The 16071-nt window shown below is 65.1% G+C and carries 15 protein-coding genes, 1 pseudogene and 1 riboswitch; of the genes and pseudogenes, 3 read left to right on the top strand and 13 right to left on the bottom strand.

The features are described 5' to 3' along the window. Positions 1-152, top strand: a pseudogene (locus ACN0TP_RS07495) (succinyl-CoA--3-ketoacid-CoA transferase); the annotation flags it as partial. 161 nt (positions 153-313) lie between these two features. Here the strand turns inward: ACN0TP_RS07495 and fdxA are convergent. The 13 genes from fdxA to ACN0TP_RS07430 form a co-directional block, all read right to left on the bottom strand. Next, the gene (gene fdxA / locus ACN0TP_RS07490) at positions 314-628 is read right to left on the bottom strand and encodes a ferredoxin (RefSeq protein ID WP_417218216.1); all 315 of its coding nucleotides are present in this window, start codon (positions 626-628) and stop codon (positions 314-316) included. A 14-nt stretch (positions 629-642) separates the two neighbouring features. After that, positions 643-2073, bottom strand: a complete 1431-nt coding sequence (locus ACN0TP_RS07485) for an aldehyde dehydrogenase family protein (protein ID WP_417218215.1) — start codon at positions 2071-2073, stop codon at positions 643-645. Between the two features lie 17 nt (positions 2074-2090). Next, positions 2091-2864 (bottom strand): SDR family oxidoreductase, encoded by a 774-nt coding sequence (locus tag ACN0TP_RS07480; protein WP_417218214.1) that lies wholly within the window; start codon positions 2862-2864, stop codon positions 2091-2093. Next, complete coding sequence (locus ACN0TP_RS07475) at positions 2864-3844, bottom strand: dihydrodipicolinate synthase family protein (protein ID WP_417218212.1); 981 nt, start codon at positions 3842-3844, stop codon at positions 2864-2866. The genes ACN0TP_RS07480 and ACN0TP_RS07475 overlap by 1 nt, the downstream gene beginning before the upstream one ends. Positions 3845-3898: 54 nt before the next feature. Next, positions 3899-4666 (bottom strand): enoyl-CoA hydratase-related protein, encoded by a 768-nt coding sequence (locus ACN0TP_RS07470; RefSeq protein ID WP_417218227.1) that lies wholly within the window; start codon positions 4664-4666, stop codon positions 3899-3901. A gap of 59 nt (positions 4667-4725) precedes the next feature. Continuing rightward, a complete protein-coding gene (locus tag ACN0TP_RS07465; RefSeq protein WP_417218210.1) occupies positions 4726-5982 on the bottom strand; it encodes a CaiB/BaiF CoA transferase family protein in 1257 nt (418 codons plus the stop codon). Positions 5983-5984: 2 nt separating this feature from the next. Further along, positions 5985-7349, bottom strand: a complete 1365-nt coding sequence (locus ACN0TP_RS07460; protein ID WP_417218208.1) for an FAD-dependent oxidoreductase — start codon at positions 7347-7349, stop codon at positions 5985-5987. 11 nt (positions 7350-7360) lie between these two features. Further along, positions 7361-8671: an MFS transporter gene (locus ACN0TP_RS07455; RefSeq protein ID WP_417218207.1), complete on the bottom strand. Its 1311-nt coding sequence runs from the start codon at positions 8669-8671 to the stop codon at positions 7361-7363. A 164-nt stretch (positions 8672-8835) separates the two neighbouring features. After that, positions 8836-9438, bottom strand: a complete 603-nt coding sequence (locus ACN0TP_RS07450; RefSeq protein WP_417218205.1) for a helix-turn-helix domain-containing protein — start codon at positions 9436-9438, stop codon at positions 8836-8838. 318 nt (positions 9439-9756) lie between these two features. Continuing rightward, positions 9757-10062 carry a helix-turn-helix domain-containing protein gene (locus tag ACN0TP_RS07445; RefSeq protein ID WP_417218226.1) on the bottom strand — a complete coding sequence of 102 codons (306 nt, stop codon included), beginning with the start codon at positions 10060-10062 and terminating at the stop codon, positions 9757-9759. Positions 10063-10295: 233 nt separating this feature from the next. Continuing rightward, on the bottom strand, positions 10296-11405 hold the full coding sequence (locus ACN0TP_RS07440; protein ID WP_417218203.1) for an AI-2E family transporter: 1110 nt from the start codon (positions 11403-11405) through the stop codon (positions 10296-10298). 112 nt (positions 11406-11517) lie between these two features. Beyond that, positions 11518-13242 (bottom strand): long-chain-fatty-acid--CoA ligase, encoded by a 1725-nt coding sequence (locus ACN0TP_RS07435; protein WP_417218201.1) that lies wholly within the window; start codon positions 13240-13242, stop codon positions 11518-11520. A gap of 178 nt (positions 13243-13420) precedes the next feature. Further along, entirely contained in the window at positions 13421-13975 is a 555-nt protein-coding gene (locus ACN0TP_RS07430; protein ID WP_417218199.1) for a type IV toxin-antitoxin system AbiEi family antitoxin domain-containing protein, read from the bottom strand. A gap of 197 nt (positions 13976-14172) precedes the next feature. Between ACN0TP_RS07430 and ACN0TP_RS07425 the strand changes: the two genes are divergently transcribed. Both ACN0TP_RS07425 and ACN0TP_RS07420 read left to right on the top strand, forming a co-directional pair. Further along, entirely contained in the window at positions 14173-14958 is a 786-nt protein-coding gene (locus tag ACN0TP_RS07425; RefSeq protein ID WP_417218198.1) for an SDR family NAD(P)-dependent oxidoreductase, read from the top strand. A gap of 31 nt (positions 14959-14989) precedes the next feature. Continuing rightward, positions 14990-15886 carry a helix-turn-helix transcriptional regulator gene (locus tag ACN0TP_RS07420; protein ID WP_417218196.1) on the top strand — a complete coding sequence of 299 codons (897 nt, stop codon included), beginning with the start codon at positions 14990-14992 and terminating at the stop codon, positions 15884-15886. Between the two features lie 94 nt (positions 15887-15980). After that, positions 15981-16071, top strand: a riboswitch (glycine riboswitch).

Genomic DNA, 16071 nt, shown 5'->3' with positions numbered 1-16071 from the left:
TGGTGAATCGGATCATCACCGATCTGGCCGTCATCGACGTGACCGATCAGGGGCTGGTGTTGGTGGAGACAGCGCCCGGAGTCAGTGTCGAAGAAATCCGGGCGGCCACCGAACCCGAACTCACCCTCGGTGGCCGACTCATCAACATGTAAGTTCCCGGCATGCATCTGGGCGGGGCCGGCCAATGCGCCGGCTCCGCCCATACAACGCTGGGCGATCTACTCACGATGAGGGACTCTGCACAGTACGTTCTCCGCAGGATCGATCCAGTCGTTCAACTCCTCGACGTGGGAATTCCAGTGCTCGACGTATGTCAGGAACGCGGGAGCCCAGCCACCAGTTCGTGGTCGTACCCGGTGTTCCCCACGGTGGCGGCCCCACCCGGCGATCCGAGCGCATCGAAGAACTCGGCGTTTGCACGAGTGTAGCCATTCCATTCATCGGGGACGTCGTCTTCGAAGTAGATGGCCTCGACCGGGCACACCGGATCGCAGGCGCCGCAATCCACGCACTCGTCGGGATGGATGTACAAGGTCCGTTCGCCCTCGTAGATGCAGTCCACCGGACACGCCTCAATGCAGGCCTTGTCCTTCACGTCCACGCACGGTTGGGCGATGATGTAGGCCATTTCCTGCGCCTTCCCTATACACCCGTATAGACGGTTTTGCCCCAGGTGTAGAAGTCCACGGCCGACCGCCCCTGTTCACGGAAGGTGTTCGTCGAGGAATCCTTCACTCCACCGAAGGGCACATTGAGGTCCAGCCCCGACGTCGGACGGTTGACCTTGACGACGCCGGCTTGCGCGCGTTCGGCGAAGTCGGTGGCCAGCGCCAGGCTGTCCGTGCAGATCCCAGCGGTCAACCCGTAGCGCGACGAGTTGATGGCTTCCAGCCCCGCCTCGTAATCCGCGACCTCGAGGACGGCTACGACGGGACCGAAGATCTCGTCCGTGACAGCGGGGTCAGCTGGGTCGAGATCGACCAGGATCGCCGGCGTGAATTTCGAGCCGTCGGTGCTCCCCCCGTGGAGCAGGGTGGCACCGCGGGCGACGGCCCCGCGAACCGCCGCGTCGTCTTGCTCGAGTTGGTTCTCACTGATGACGACGCCCATCCGGGTGCCTTCTTCCAGACCGTCGCCCGGGGCGTAATGGCCGGCTTCGGCCACCAGCGCGTCCAGGAAATTCTGTTTGATGGAAGGGGTGACGTACACCCGGGACGTCGCAGTGCAGGCTTGTCCGGTCAGCCCGAAGGCCCCGGCGGCCACCACCTTGGCGGCATTTTCCGGCGAGGCGTCATCGAGCACCAGCACGCCGTTCTTGCCGCCCATTTCCAATTGGACTCGTGCCCTCCGGGCGTTCAGGATCTCCTGGAGACCCAGCCCGACGGTGGTTGATCCGGTGAACGACAAACCGGCTATCCGCTCGTCGCGGGCCAGCGCATTCCCGACGACCTGCCCCTTGCCGTGGACGACGTTGAACACGCCGGCGGGCAGGCCGGCATCGTGCAGTGCACGCGCCAGATGGGTTGCCGACAACGGCGTCAATTCGGCCGGCTTGAGGACAACTGCGTTGCCGCTGATGAGGGCTGGGGCTGTCTTCCACGCAGGGATCGCAATTGGGAAGTTCCACGGGGTGATGAGCCCGACGACTCCCAAGGCCTCACGTCGGGTCGTGATGGTGGTGCCGGGAAGGGAGCTGGGCAGGACCTCCCCGGTAGCCGCCCACCCCAGCGAGCCGAAGAAGCGCAGCACATCGGTGGCGCGGCCGACTTCACCGAGCGCCTCGGCCAGGGTCTTGCCTTCTTCACACACCAGGTCGTGGGCAATTTGTTCGCGGCGTTCGTGCAGCAGGTTCGACGCCTTGGCGAGGATTGCTCCACGTTGGGGCAATGGGTAGGCCGCCCAGGCTGGTTGGGCGGCTGCAGCTGCCGAGATGGCCGTGTCGACGTCGGCGGCCGTACCGGCGGGAGACAGGCAGGCGAGTTCTCCGGGCCGTGCGGGGTTCATGCGCTTCACGGAGGCTTCGCCAACGAATTCTCCGTTGATCAGGTGCTGGGCCGTGGGTGTCGTGTTCATCAGGGTTCTCCTTGGTTCTAAAGGCTTCGGATGAGTCCGCCGTCGCACCGCAGTGCGACGCCGGTGATGTAGGAGGCCGGTCCCGAGCAGAGGAACGCCGCGGCTGCAGCGAATTCGCTCGGGTCACCGTAGCGCCGGGCAGGAATGGTCTTACGCGAGTCGAGCACCGCCTGTTCGACGCTGATGCCCCTGCGTTTTGCGGTGGCAATGTCCAGCTCCGCGACACGGTCGGTGGCGATACGTCCCGGCAACAGCATGTTCACCGTGACCTCATCCAGTGCGACTTCCCCGGCGAGGGTCTTCAGGTAGCCCGCGAGCGCGGCTCGTCCCGTGTTGGACAGTGCCAGGTTGGGAAGTGGGGCGACCACGCCGCTGGATCCCAACGCGAGGATCCGGCCCCACCGGCGTTTGCGCATGCCAGGCAGCGTTTCGGAGATGAGGGCGTGGGCTGGGGCGAGGATCGTGTCATAGGAGCCGGCCAGTTCTTCCGCATCCAAGGCGGCCGCCGCCTTGGGCTGGGGTCCAGGGCCGTTGAGCACGAGGATGTCGATCTCACCAAAGGCTTCCCGAGTGCGGCGCATTGCGGTTTCCCGCCCCGAGGGAGTGGTGAGGTCTGCCTCGACCCCAATGGCGCTGGGTAGCGCACCGGCGATGGATTCGGCGAGCTTCCTGCGTCGACCGGTGACGACGACGTTGGCCCCTTCCCCGGCCAACATGGTGGCCACGGCGCGCCCCAACCCGCCGGTGGATGCTGCGACAAAAGCGGTTCGGCCGGTGAGCTGCAGGTCCATCAGCGCACTCCTGTCGTGTGGAGGCCGCTGGGGGATGCCGCTCCGGCAATGGTTTCAGCGAGGGCCCTCTCAGCGTGGCGCATATGGAGTCCAAGAGTGCCCCGCAGCGCCTCGGGGAATGCAGCGGCCGGGGCACGGACGCCGGCTTCGTCGATGAGGCCCCGGAATTTCAGGCATTCCTTGCGGATGGCCAACGCGATGCGCGGCTGCTGCTCGAAGTTCACCAGGGGCAGGTATGGCTGGAACGCGGCCCGGGCCGCGGATTCGCCGCCGGTACGCCAAGCCCGGACGCAGTCGACCAGGGCTTCCGGATAGGAGAACCCCGTCATCGCGCCCGCTGACCCGGCCACGAGTTCATCCAGGAGACCTTGGCCTCCCAATCCGCCGAATATCGCCACGTCGACGGCGTCCGACAGCTGGGCGATGACAGAAGCCGTCGGGGGCGCCTCCGATTTCACGGCACAGATAAAGGCGCAGTCACCGACCACTCGGGCAAGGTTGCCCACCGAAATGGAAACTCCGCTTGCGACGGGGTAGTCCTGCAGCACGATATCGATCCCGGTGGCGCGGTGTATGGCCTGCAGGTGGGATGTCAAGATGCCAGGGTCTGCGCTGTTGGCTTGGACCATGACTGCTGCCAGACGATCGCCGAGCACGTGGTGGGCCGCCCGCACCTCGTCGATGGCCGGTCGGGTCGCCAAGGCGGTGATGCCCACGACGAGCGGCAAAGCACATGAGTCGGCCACCACTTCCAGCACGAGTTCCCGTTCCGTAGCCGTCAGGGAGGCGGCCTCCCCGAAGACCCCCAACACGGTCAGCCCGGTGGCATCGATGGCTTCGTATTGTTGGGCCAGCCGGGCCAGGCTGTCGGTGTCCGCGTCCATGGAGCTGCCGTGGAAGGGGGTGGCAACCACGCCCCAGACGCCACTGGGCAGGACTCGTCTCGGTGCAACTGCTTCGTCGGTGTCGCTTGTTTTCATTTCGTCCCCTTCGTATCGGAGGTATCGAGCAAGATTGGGGGCAGGGGCTGCCGTCTACCGGCCGGGCCATACGGGGGCGCGCTTTTCCTGGAAAGCAAGGACCCCTTCGTGCGAATCCTGGCTATCCAGTGCCGCCATGAGGGCAGGCAATTGCAGTCCGCGTGCCTCTTTCGAGCTCAGGTGCGCGGTACGGGTGACCATCTGTTTGACGGCACGCACGGAGGTCGGGGCGCAAGCGAGGATCTGCTCGACCCACCCCTGGACGGCTTCGTCGAGTTTTTCGGCGGCAACAACCTCATTGACCAAACCCATGTCACGCATTTCTGTTGCCGTGGCCTTGCGCCCGGTCAGCAGCATGCCCATGGCCTGGGTGTGGGGAATACGTCGCACCAATTGGTGGATGCCCCCGTCCAGGGCGAGCCGTCCAACACGTGGTTCGGTCAGGCCGAAGCGTGCTGTTTCGGATGCCACCACGATGTCGGCTCCGAGGACCATTTCCATGCCGCCGCCGAGTGCGTACCCGTTTACGCGGGCGATCACCGGAATGTCCAAGGTCGTTCGCAGGCTCAAGCCGCCGAATCCGTTGGGATCCAGTTCGGCCCAATACTGCAAGCCGGTCTTTTCCACGGCCGTCGCCGTCATGTCCGCCCCTACGCAGAACGCACGATCCCCGGCACCGGTGACAACCACGACCCGGATGTCGGGGTCCGCTTCAATGCGTTCCCAGATCTGGTTCAAGGCCTGGTGGGTGGCGTTGTCAACGGCGTTCATCACCTGGGGCCGGTCGATGACCACGGTGGCCACGTGGTTCTCAATCTCCATCCGAACGCCGGCCCCTACCGGCGTCGGCTGCTGGACGTCCTGTTCCGTGGTTGCGGTGTTCATCGCAACACCCCAAGTTCCTGGAGATCCCGGATCGTTTCCTGGGTGTATCCGTTTTCCAGCAGAACCTCTACGTTGTGCTCGCCCAGCCTTGGCGCGGGACGGCGGACCAGCGGCGGGGTGGCGGAGAGCCGGATGGGCGCGTTGAGCATCTTGATCTTTCCTGCGGTCGGATGCTCGGTCTCGACGACCATGTTGTTGGCCGCGGTCTGCTCGTCGGCGAGGGCCTGTGCCAGCGTGTGCACCGGCGCATTGAGGACGCCCTGGTCCTCGAGCCGCTTGGTCCAGTAGGCGGTGGTGTTGGTGGCTATCCGCCGACGGAAGATGTCCTGAAGTGCTCCCTTGTTTTCGAACTGGAGCTCCAGGGTCGCGTAGTCAGGATCGTCGGACAGATCGACGTCGAGTTCCAGTGCAAGTGAAATGTGGTGCAGTGGGTCCTTGGTGAATCCCCCGACCATGCAGACTGCACCATCGGTGGTGGTGAAGACACCGCTGAGCGGCATGGCGCCCCAGTTCACCTCGTATCCACGATTGAGTTCCATGCAGGCCTCCTGCATCTGCATGTGCAGCATCGAGTCGTACATGGTCACCTCGACCTTCTGCCCAACACCGGTTGTCTCGCGGGTCCGAAGTGCCAACAAGATGCCTTGGAGCAGATGCATGCCCGTGGTGTAGTCGCACAACGTCGTGGGATAGATGGTGGGTTCGATGTCCTCGGAGTTCCGGCGCCACATCACCCCGGAATATGCCTGGGCGATTGCATCTTGCCCACCCTTGGCCGCATAGGGGCCGGAGTCCCCGAACCCGGTTCCCGAGGCCCAGATCAAGGAGGGGTTCATCTTGGAGAGCTCGTCATATCCAAAGCCCATCCGCTCCATCACGCCGGAACGGAAGTTGCTGACGACGACATCTGCATCCTGCATCATGCGACGCAGTACGTTGCGTCCTTCATCGGTGCGGGTATCCACCGATACCGATCGCTTGTTGCGGTTGATCGAGAGGAAGATCGGGTTGTCTTGTCCATCGGGGTCCGGGAACGAATTCCGGGAGATGTCCCCGGATCCCGGACGCTCGATCTTGACGACGTCGGCCCCATAGTCCCCCAGGAGCTGCGTGCAGCTGGGGCCCATGAAGACCTGGGTGAAGTCGACGACCTTGATGCCGTCCAATGGTGCCGAGACGCCCGCTGGCGTCCCGAGGGGCTGCTCTTCTGGTTGGTGGCCCGAGGCCGCCGTGGGCTGTTCTTGTACGGTCATGCTCATGCTCCTACCGTCTCTTTCGCTTCGATGCTGGCGTTCTGGGAGGGGACGTCACCGGGGTCGGCGTGGTGCCGGCGCATGCCGGATTGGATGTCCAAGGGCGATACCTCGCGGACGGTGATTCCCTGTTCGACCGCGAGGGCCGCTGCCACACCAACCGCTTGGCCCATCGCCATGCACGGCGGTATTTCCCGCGACATCTTTTGTGCTTCCGGAGTCGCCGAATAGTGGCGGCCGGCGACGAGCAGCTGGTCCACTTCGCGCGGCAGCAGGGAACGGTAGGGGTAGTAGTAGTCACGGCCTCGGGCCACGGTGTCGGGAAAATGCCGCCGGTTGGTGACGTCGTCCTTGGTCATGACGTATTCGCCCTGGAGCAAACGGGTCTGGCGAACACCCATCTGCGGCGCCACGTCGACCATGTAGGCGCGTTCGAATCCGGGGAGGTTCTCGCGGACGTAATCGACCGCTTCGGTGATGTGATCGCGGGCCGCGAATTCCGCAGCAGTCATGTCGGCGGGATCGACGCCGTCGTAGCCGGTCATATGCGGCGCGTTGCACCAGACCACGCCCTCGATGGGCGTCTTCAACCACCACAGTTCCCACGCGCCGCCCAGAAGCCGTTTGACCTTGCGGTTGATGGCCCGCGCCTCACGCGGGTTCTCCTGCTCGAAGCGCTCGGCGGCGTCGGTGTCCACGCCACCGAGGCGGAAGACCAACGTGGTCAGGTACGAGTCATGGGCGTACGCGGCACCCGCACGTGATGCGACGTCGATATCGCCGGTGGTGTCGATGACGACGTCGGCCATGAAGGCCTGCGGTCCGGATTTGGTTTCGCAGATGGCTCCCTTGAGGACGCCATCATCGACAATCGGTCGGGAGAACCACGAGTGAAGTCGAAGGTTCACGCCGGCTTCCCGGACGAGGTCGTTGGACACTCGCTTCCAGCCGTCGGGGTCGAATGCCGCCGCATAGCAGATCGGCTTGGGGGTGGTGTGGGTATGGAAGTCGAAGGTTCCGAACCGGCCCCACTTGTTCCACATGTCAGTCGACGCGTGTCGGTCCTCGGCTGGGGGGACGACGGCCAGACCTATGCGTTCGAGCCGTTCCACGTATTCACTGACGATGCCAGTGACCGTGATTTCCTGGCCGTTGATCATGTCGTCCAGCACCAGCACCATTCCGCCCGATGCGAGTCCACCGAGTGCGGAATAGCGTTCGAGGAGCGTGACGCTGGCGCCTGATCGGGCGGCAGTCACCGCTGCGGCGACGCCGGCAGGTCCGCCTCCGACGACCAGGACGTCGGAGCGGGAGACGATGGGTGCCTTGAGGTCTTCGGTGGTGGTGCGAAGTTCGAGCTGGTTCATGGGTTTTTCCTTTACTTTCCGACGAAGAGGCCGTTGCGGCGGCGGGCGAGGACATAGAAGATGATGCTGAGGGCGGATAAAACAGCCACATACACGGGGAAGATCCAGCTGGCATTGATGGATTGCAACCAGACCAGAAGGTACGAGGCGGTTCCGCCAAAGAGGGCGACGCCGATGCCATAGCCCAGTGAAACGCCGGCACCGCGGCAACTCTTGGGCATCAGTGAGGTGCTGACCACGTTGTAGAGGGTCATGTTCAGCACCAGGATGATCGATCCGCCCAACAGCACCACTGCGAAACCACCCAATCCGGGCTCGTTGTAGAAGAGCATGAGGAAAACGGAGGGAATGGCCAGAGCCCGGGTGATGAGGAACCAGCGGGACATGGGGCGGCCGTCAGCCAATTTGCCGATGATCCAGCTGCCCACGACCAGGATGACGCCGAGTACCGTGGTCAACGCGAAGACGACTGTCGGGTCCTCCTTGAAAGCACCACGTGCGGCACTGGGCAGTCCGACATTCCACGCATAGTTGTACGCCTGTACGGCGCCGACGATGAACACGATGGCCAGTACCCCCAGCCAGTTTTTGCGGACGCCTTGCCACACGAGGCGGCTGCTGGTGTTCGCGGCAAGTTCTTCGGGCTTCATGGTTTCGGGCAGTGAACGCCTCAGATAGACGACGACAAAGCCGAAGGCTGCTCCGATGATGAACGGGACCCTCCATCCCCAGTCGGCCATGACAGCGCCACCCAGCATGAGGCTGGACAGGAAGCTGACCAAGGATGCGAGGAGAATGCCGATGTTGACGTAGAACCCCATCACCCCGGCGACGAGTCCCTCGCGCCCATCCGGTACCAGTTCGACGGCGTGTGTCGTGGACAATGGAGCCTCGACACCAGTGGAAATGCCCTGGATGATCCGGCAGACGATGAGGATGACGCCGGCAAACATGCCGATCTCCTCGTAGGTCGGGCAGAAGGCAATCACCAAGGTCGTGGCCGCCATCATCAAGATGGACAACAGCATGATGCGCCGCCGCCCCAGACGGTCAGCCAGCGTCCCCAGAAGAATTCCACCCAGGGGGCGGAACGCGAATCCGACGGCGAAAACTGCCAACGCGTCGAGCGTCGCGGAGAGTGGTTCCTCAGAGGGGAAGAACTTCGGCCCGATGAAGGCCGACAGCAGGCCGAAGACCATCCAGTCGTACCATTCCAGGGCGTTGCCCAAACCGAGGGCCTGCAGTCCCTTGCGGGCTTCCCGGGATAGCGGTTGCTTCTTTCCGACGGCCGGGGAATCGTCGACCAATGGAGCGTCTATCATTTCTTGTCCTTCGCAAACGCCTCCGAAGGGGCGTTTTAGGGTATGGGTCATCACGGCGAGTGGTTGTGTAGTTCGTGATGGCGCGAGGATTCGAAGCCGACACAGGTCAGTCCTGTGGGGCAGTGAGAAATGGGTGTGTCCAGACCGGCGAACGCCGGCTTACCTCACCAAGTGGGAGGCGTGTTTACCCAGATCGCCACGCATACCTCTTCGTAGCGATTGATGTACCAATGCGGGATTTCGGAGGAGTAGGTGATCGAGTCACCCTCCTCCAGGGTGTAGCACTGCCCGTCCAGGTAGATGTCCTTCCTCCCTGAAAGGATGACCCCGAATTCCTCGCCACCGTGGCGGAAGGGCGTCGCACTGGTGTCATGTCCCGGAGGACTAACGATCCAATGCGCCTCAAGGGCACCGTTCAAGTCCGGAGTCAGCAGCTCGTAGGCCGCTTCGCCGATCGACTTTCGTGCAACGCCCTTGAGGTTTCGGCGGTCTGCTTTGCGCACCACAGGCGACTTCGTTTCATCTTGTCCGATGAAGAACTTGCCGACTGGGACACCCAGCGCGTGGGCCAGTTGCGCCAGCGTGGTGAACGACGGATTGGCCAATCCGCGTTCAATCTGACTGACGATCGCCTGACTCAGTCCGGATCGCTCCGAGAGCTGCGACAGCGTCCACCCCTTTTCCTTGCGGAGCGAAAGGACCAGATGTCCCACGGACGTAAGCAACGCGCTGACTGGTGCCGCAGATTGCGTGTCCGAGGAGGGCATGGAAGGTATCCTTTCAGGAGTGATCTGAACCACAGTTAACTATATTGAAGATTTTCACTGAGTCAAGGGTTCGGCCACGCGAATGGCCGTCTGCTTTGACAATCAGGCCACTGGACACTCTGAAACGAAATTAACAACCGGCCAGGAAAGTACTGGTCAAAGACCTCAATCGGTACTTGCACGCGATGGTCGGCAGGCTTTCTTCGTCGGGCGGCATATCGAATCCGATGATGCCGCATAAATGAAAGCCGGCTCTCGGCCGAACCGACGCTGGACTCGTGCGATGCCCCGGGCACCGATCATGGAGCCAAGCGCCACTCAGCCAACCTGCACCCGTTGATCACCCAACACACACTCGACTGACAGAGTGCCCCCAACGGCCTCGACGTATCTGCGGATGGTTCGGACGTTTGCACTGTCGATATCCCCTTGCTCGATCTTCGACACTTGCCGTCGGCCAACACCGATGCGCTGCGCCAGTTCCGCCTGCGTGAAGCCCGCCTGCTCCCGCAGCTCACGCAAACGATAGGTTCGAACCCCAGCAAGCATTCGCACCTTGTGGACCTGGACACTTCCCTCATCTACGTCATGCTTGGCGAGGTAGTCCTCGTAATCCAATGCCATGACGGCCACGCCCTTTCCAGCCTTCGCCAGTGGCCCTCAAACCAGTCGTTGGCAGGGGGCGCAACTGAAGCCACGGACCGCTCTACAGGTGGATTTCGATCCATCGATTTCGACGCACAACTCGCCCCGAGAATAGACCTTGCAACGTCTATAGGCAATGAAGTGGGTTCCCCCGAGCCCGCGGACACGTCCTGGGCGCGACGCCGGTCGACGTCATTCCACGCCGATCGCGGTTATCCGCGTCCACCCACCAGTCCGGATTCCCCCGCCCGGCTGGCCGGCACCCCGGCCCAGACCTGCAGTGCCGCCCATGCAGCCGCCGTCAGCGGAACCGCGAGGATCGCGCCGAGCACCCCGGCGATGACCCCGCCGATGGCCAGGGCCAGCAGGACCACCAGCGGGTGGATTTGCAGGGTGCGCCCCATGACTACCGGCTGGAGCAGGTTGCCCTCGAGCTGGTTGACGACGATGACCACGACGCCGACGATGACCGCCGCGACCGGGCCGACCCCGAGCAGGGCGACGAGGGCGGCCAGGACGCCGGTGACGGTGGCACCGATGATCGGGATGAAGGCCCCGATGAAGATGAGCACGGTCAGCGGCACGGCCAGGGGGACCTGGAGGATCAGCAGGCTCGCCCCGATGAGCACAGCGTCGACGGTGGCGACGATGGCCGTCCCGCGGACATAGCCGCCCAGGACCGCCATGGCGCGGATGCCGGCCACGCGGGCCTTGGCGCGCTGCCGGCCGTGCAGCTTCTGGATGGCGAAGGCCCACATGGCCCGGCCGTCCTTGAGGAAGAAGAACAAGATGACGGCCATGAGGATGAACCCGGTCGCCATCTCGGCGGCCTGGGCGGCACCGGCCATCGCCTGGTCCTCGGTCTGCTGGCTGCCGAGGACGCCCCGGAGGGATTGCTCGGCCTGCTGCAACGTCGAATCGTCGATCGGTAGCGGGCCGTTCTTCAGGGTGGTCCACAGGTCCTTGGTCCGCTCCCCCGCCTGCGCGGCCAGGGAGGTCCACTCGGCCTGGATCGCGACAATGACACTGGCCAACACCCCGCCGACGACGACCAGCAGGCCGAGGAAGGCCGTCGCGGTGGCCCACCCGGCGGACCAGCCGTGATGGCGCAGCCAGTTGACCACCGGTGAGATCGCCGCGGCCAGGATGAAGGCCAACACCACCGGGACCGCGACCACGGTGACCTGCAACAGGCCGAAGATGACGACGACGGCGAGCGCCAGGATATACAGGACACTTCGTGCCCGGTCACCGGTCCGGCTCAGGCTGTGGGTCCAGCGGACGTTGCCCATCTGGTCCGCACCGTGTTCTCGTCCTGCCAAGGTGGCCTCCTGTGGGGTAGCGGGTGCAATCGGCTCGTTCGCTGGATGCGCCCACCCGGCAAGCGCTCCACCCTACCAACCCGCCCGTGCCCCGTGTCGAACGGGAACCGGATCAGAGCCCGGGCAGCACCAGTTCGCGGACCTGCTTGCGCAGGATCTTGCCGAGCATCGAGCGCGGCAGGTCATCGATCGCCACGATCCGCTTCGGCACCTTGTAGCCGGCCAGGTGGTCGCGGCAGTGCTGGCGCAGGGCGGCTTCGTCCAGCTCGACGCCGGGCTCGAGTTCGACGGCGGCGACCACCATCTCCCCGCCGCGCTCCAGCGGCTTGCCGAAGGCGGCGGCATCCTTCACGTCGGCATGCAGGCGCAGCACCGTTTCGACCTCGGTGGGCGAGACGTTGAACCCGCCGGTGATGATCAGCTCCTTGGCGCGGTCCACCACGGTGGCGAAACCGTCGTCGTCCACGGTGACGATGTCCCCGGTGCGCAGCCATCCTCCGGGCAGCAGGGTCCTGGCCGTCTCCTCGGGGTTGTTCCAGTAGCCGGTGAAGACCTGCGGACCGGAGATGAGCAGTTCACCAGGCTCCCCGGCGGGGACATCGACGGTGGGGTCATCCGGGTCCACGACCTTCATCAGGGTGGAGGGGAACGGGACGCCGATGGTCCCGGTCCGGCGCGTGGGGTGGAACGGATTGCCCAGGGCAACAGGCGAGGATTCGGTCATCCCGTAGCCCTCCACGAGCAGGCCGCCGGAGACCGATTCCCACAGCTCGACGACGTGGTGGGGCAGGTTCATGGCCCCCGAGATGCAGTATTTCGCCGACTTCAGCGAGATCCCCCGTTCCTTCGCGGCCAACGCGGTGCGCTCGTAGATCGGCGGGACGGCGCAGTAGACGGTAGCCGGCGACTTCTTCATCGCGTCGAGCACCATGTCCGGGTCGAACTTCGGGAACAGGACCAGCATGCCCTGCTTGAGCATGCCGAACGTCAGGTACAGCGTCATGCCGAAGGCGTGGAACATCGGCAGGATCGCGTACAGGATCTCCTGGCCGGTCCGCGCGCCGGCCATCCATGCCTCGCCCTGCAACGCGTTCGAGTACAGGTTGTAGTGCGTGAGCATCGCGCCCTTGGGGCGGCCGGTGGTCCCGGAGGTGTACTGGATCGCCGCGAGGTCCCCGACGGACGGACGCGGATGCGACGGATCCAACCGGCCGTGCCCGAGCAGCTTCTTCCACGGCGTCGTTCCCGGCGCCTTGGCGGTCAGCGACATCCGGGTCTCGCGCAGCTTGCCCACCGGCAGGGCCAACGCGGCGCGCTTGACCTTCGGGAAGGCCTCCAGGAGGTTCACCGAGACCACGTGGTCGATCTCCACGTCGGCCGGGAAGCCGGTGATCGCCGCTGCCGCCTTGTCCCAGACGATCGCGATGCGGGCCTGGTGGTCCTCGAACTGGTGGCGCAGCTCGCGGGCCGTGTACAGCGGGTTGTGCTCGACGACGACGGCGCCCAGGCGCAGCACCGCGTAGAACGCCACCACGTGCTGGGGGCAGTTGGGCAGGATGAGTGCCACGCGGTCCCCGGCACGCACGCCGAGCAGCCGCAGCCCTTCGGCGGCCCGCTCGACCTGTTCGCCGAGCTCGAGGTAGCTGGTGCGCCGGCCAAAGAACTCCAGTGCCGGCGCCTTGCCGGCCTCGGAGACCGAGTGCTCGAACATCTCGACCAGCGAGGTCGTGGGCAGCTCGATCTCGGCCGGCACCCCCGGCTGGTAGTTCTTGACCCAGGGCTGTTGCCCGGTCGGATCGGCGGCTGGCTGTCCGGTGGTTCCGGTGGCGTTGTCCATGGTTCCCATCTTCGCGCGAATGCACGACGACGGCGAATCACCCACGCCGGAATTCCGGCTCCGTGTCCGGCGTCAGCCGTCCTGCCCATGCCTCGTGGCATCGATGGAAGCGATCATCCGCTCAAGCCACGTTCGCGCCAGGTCGATCCCTCCCAGCACGGGCGACCTGCCGCCTGCTTCAGTCTCCTCTCGAGCTTCGCGATATGCGGGGCCCCAGTGCATCGACATCGCGGTCATCGATCAGTCCGCGTTGGAGCGCCTGGTCAACCAGTGGATACCAGCGCTCCGTCGGCATCCTGTCGCGGACGTCCGCCAGGGCACGCCGTACCGTGGTCGCCGGAATGCCCTCGTACTGCGTGAGGTCCTCATCTGGGATGTCGGTGCGCACTTCAAGGTCCACCCACCTCGGCAGAACCCTCCGCACTCGGCGACGGGTCGCTACGCGGATACGGAACGGATTGAACTGCCCCAGTCCCAGCAGATCGAGTACGGCCTCGCGCTGCAGAAAGGCCCCATCGCCGGCTAGCGCTGCTGCCACCGTCGGCTGGGTCAGCTCGCTTTCGGGGACGCCAAGGTGAACGTATACGCCTTGACCGTGAGACTTTAATGCGCCGCGATGCGCGAGCTTGCGCACCTCTACGGCAGGAACTCCCGCCCGCTCGGCTGCGGGAACAGTGACAACACCATTCCGCTCTGCGGCGATCTCCCACAGGTCATGTCGGTAGCTCATCATTCCACCTTCTATCAGACCAAAACCGTACCATTTTCGGTACGTTTTTGACATAGCTGTGTAGGAAAGTGGTCCGGGACCCTGATCCCACGCCGAGGGGCCTCCTCCATCCCGCGCCCCGGGCCGGCCCACCGGGGGACTCCCGATCCCCCGATAAGTGGTGCCTTGTCCGGCCACCCCGGAGGGCGGAGGCTGGATCCATGACCACATCACCAACAGAAACGTCCATCCCCAAGACTGCCCTCGTGACCGGCGGGAACCGCGGCCTCGGCCGCTCCTCGGCACTGCACCTCGCCGCCCGTGGCGTCGACGTGATCCTCACCTACCGTTCGCACCCCGAAGAGGCGGAGGCCGTCGTCGCGCAGATCCGGGACACCGGACGCCGGGCCGCCGCCCTGCGGTTGGACACCGGCCGGCCGGAGGACTTCGCCGCCTTCGCCCAGACCGTCAGGTCCACTCTCGCCGCATCGTTCGACCGCGAAACCCTGGACATCCTGGTCAACAACGCCGGCCACTCCCGCCAGACCCCGATCGGGGCCACCCACCTGGAGGACGTGCGCTCCCTGCTCGATGTCCACATCGTCGGCACGGTCATGCTCACCGAGGCGCTGCTGCCCCTGCTCGCCGACGGCGGGCGCATCGTGAACACCAGCTCCGGGTTGGCCCGTTTCACCGGCGACGACGGTTCCTCCGTCTACGCCGCCACCAAGGGGGCCATCGAGGTCTACACCCGCTACCTGGCCAAGGCACTCGGTCCGCAGCGGATCACCGCCAACACGATCGCCCCCGGCGTGGTCGGCACCGACTTCGGCGGTGGCACCAACCGGGACAACGAGCACGTCCGCGACGGGCTCTCGAAGCTCATCGCCATGGGACGCATCGGCGAACCCGACGACATCGGCGCCGCGGTGGCCGCCATCGCCTCCGATCCGATGGGCTGGGTCACCGGGCAGCGGATCGAGGCCTCCGGCGGGATGCTCCTGTGAGCACGCGGTCGCGGGGTGCAGACTGGTGAGCATGGACCGCCCGCAACTCGCCGATTTCCTGCGCACCCGCCGTCGTGCCCTCCAACCGGAGGACGTCGGCCTGCCCCGCGGACCACGCCGACGTACCGCCGGGCTGCGCCGCGAAGAGGTCGCCGCGCTGTGCGGGATGTCCAGCGACTACTACACCCGGCTGGAACAGGAACGCGGACCGCAGCCCTCGGCCCCCATGCTGGCCGCGATGGCCCAGGGGTTGCGGCTTTCACTGGATGAGCGGGACCACCTGTTCGTGCTCGGCGGCCACCCGGCGCCGCGCCATCCCGGCGGTTCGGGGCACGTCGACCCGGGACTGATGCGCATCATGGACCGGCTCCAGGACACCCCGGCCCGGATCATTAACGCCCTGGGTGAGGCGCTGCTGCAGACCCCACCGGCCGCCGCGTTGTTCGGCGGCGAGCCGCCGGCAGACCACGAGTTCTCCCGCTCGGTGGTGCGGCAGTGGTTCACCGATCCGTCCTCCCGGCGGATCTACCCCGCCGCCGACCACGCCCAACGCCAGGTCGAGTTCGTGGCGACGCTGCGTACCGCTTACGCCCGCGACGGCGGCGGCTCACGGACCGCCCGGCTGGTCGAGGAGCTGCTCGCCCGCAGCGACGAGTTCGCCGCGGAGTGGGCCGAACACCAGGTCAGCCAGAAGCACACGCATCTCAAGCGGTTCCAGCATCCTGAGGTCGGTGACCTCGAGCTCTATTGCCAGACCCTGTTCGACGTCGACCAGCACCAGGCGCTGCTGGTCTTCACCGCCGAGCCGGGCACCCCCAGCGCCGACAAGCTCGAGCTCCTGGCGGTGATCGGGGCCCAGCAGCTGACCCCCGCGACCGGTCCGTCGGCACCAGAAGTTCACAGAACGAACAATTGTTCAGGAATGTGACAGCACATTTCATGCAGGGTTTGGTGATGCGGATCACGTCGGGCATCCTTGCAGGACGCGGCCTCGTGGCCGGCGCCAATTGAATACCTTCCGATCACACGCGGCTGGAGAGTCCCGACCACCATTCGGGCACCGAAGGGGCAAGCACCCGCAATCTCTCAGGTACCAGGTACAGCCACGTGAGG

This window comes from Arthrobacter sp. (assembly GCF_048266065.1).
Lineage (GTDB): Bacteria > Actinomycetota > Actinomycetes > Actinomycetales > Micrococcaceae > Arthrobacter_H.
Note: the sequence above shows the minus strand (reverse complement) of the source record. Positions and strands in the feature narration are given on the sequence as shown.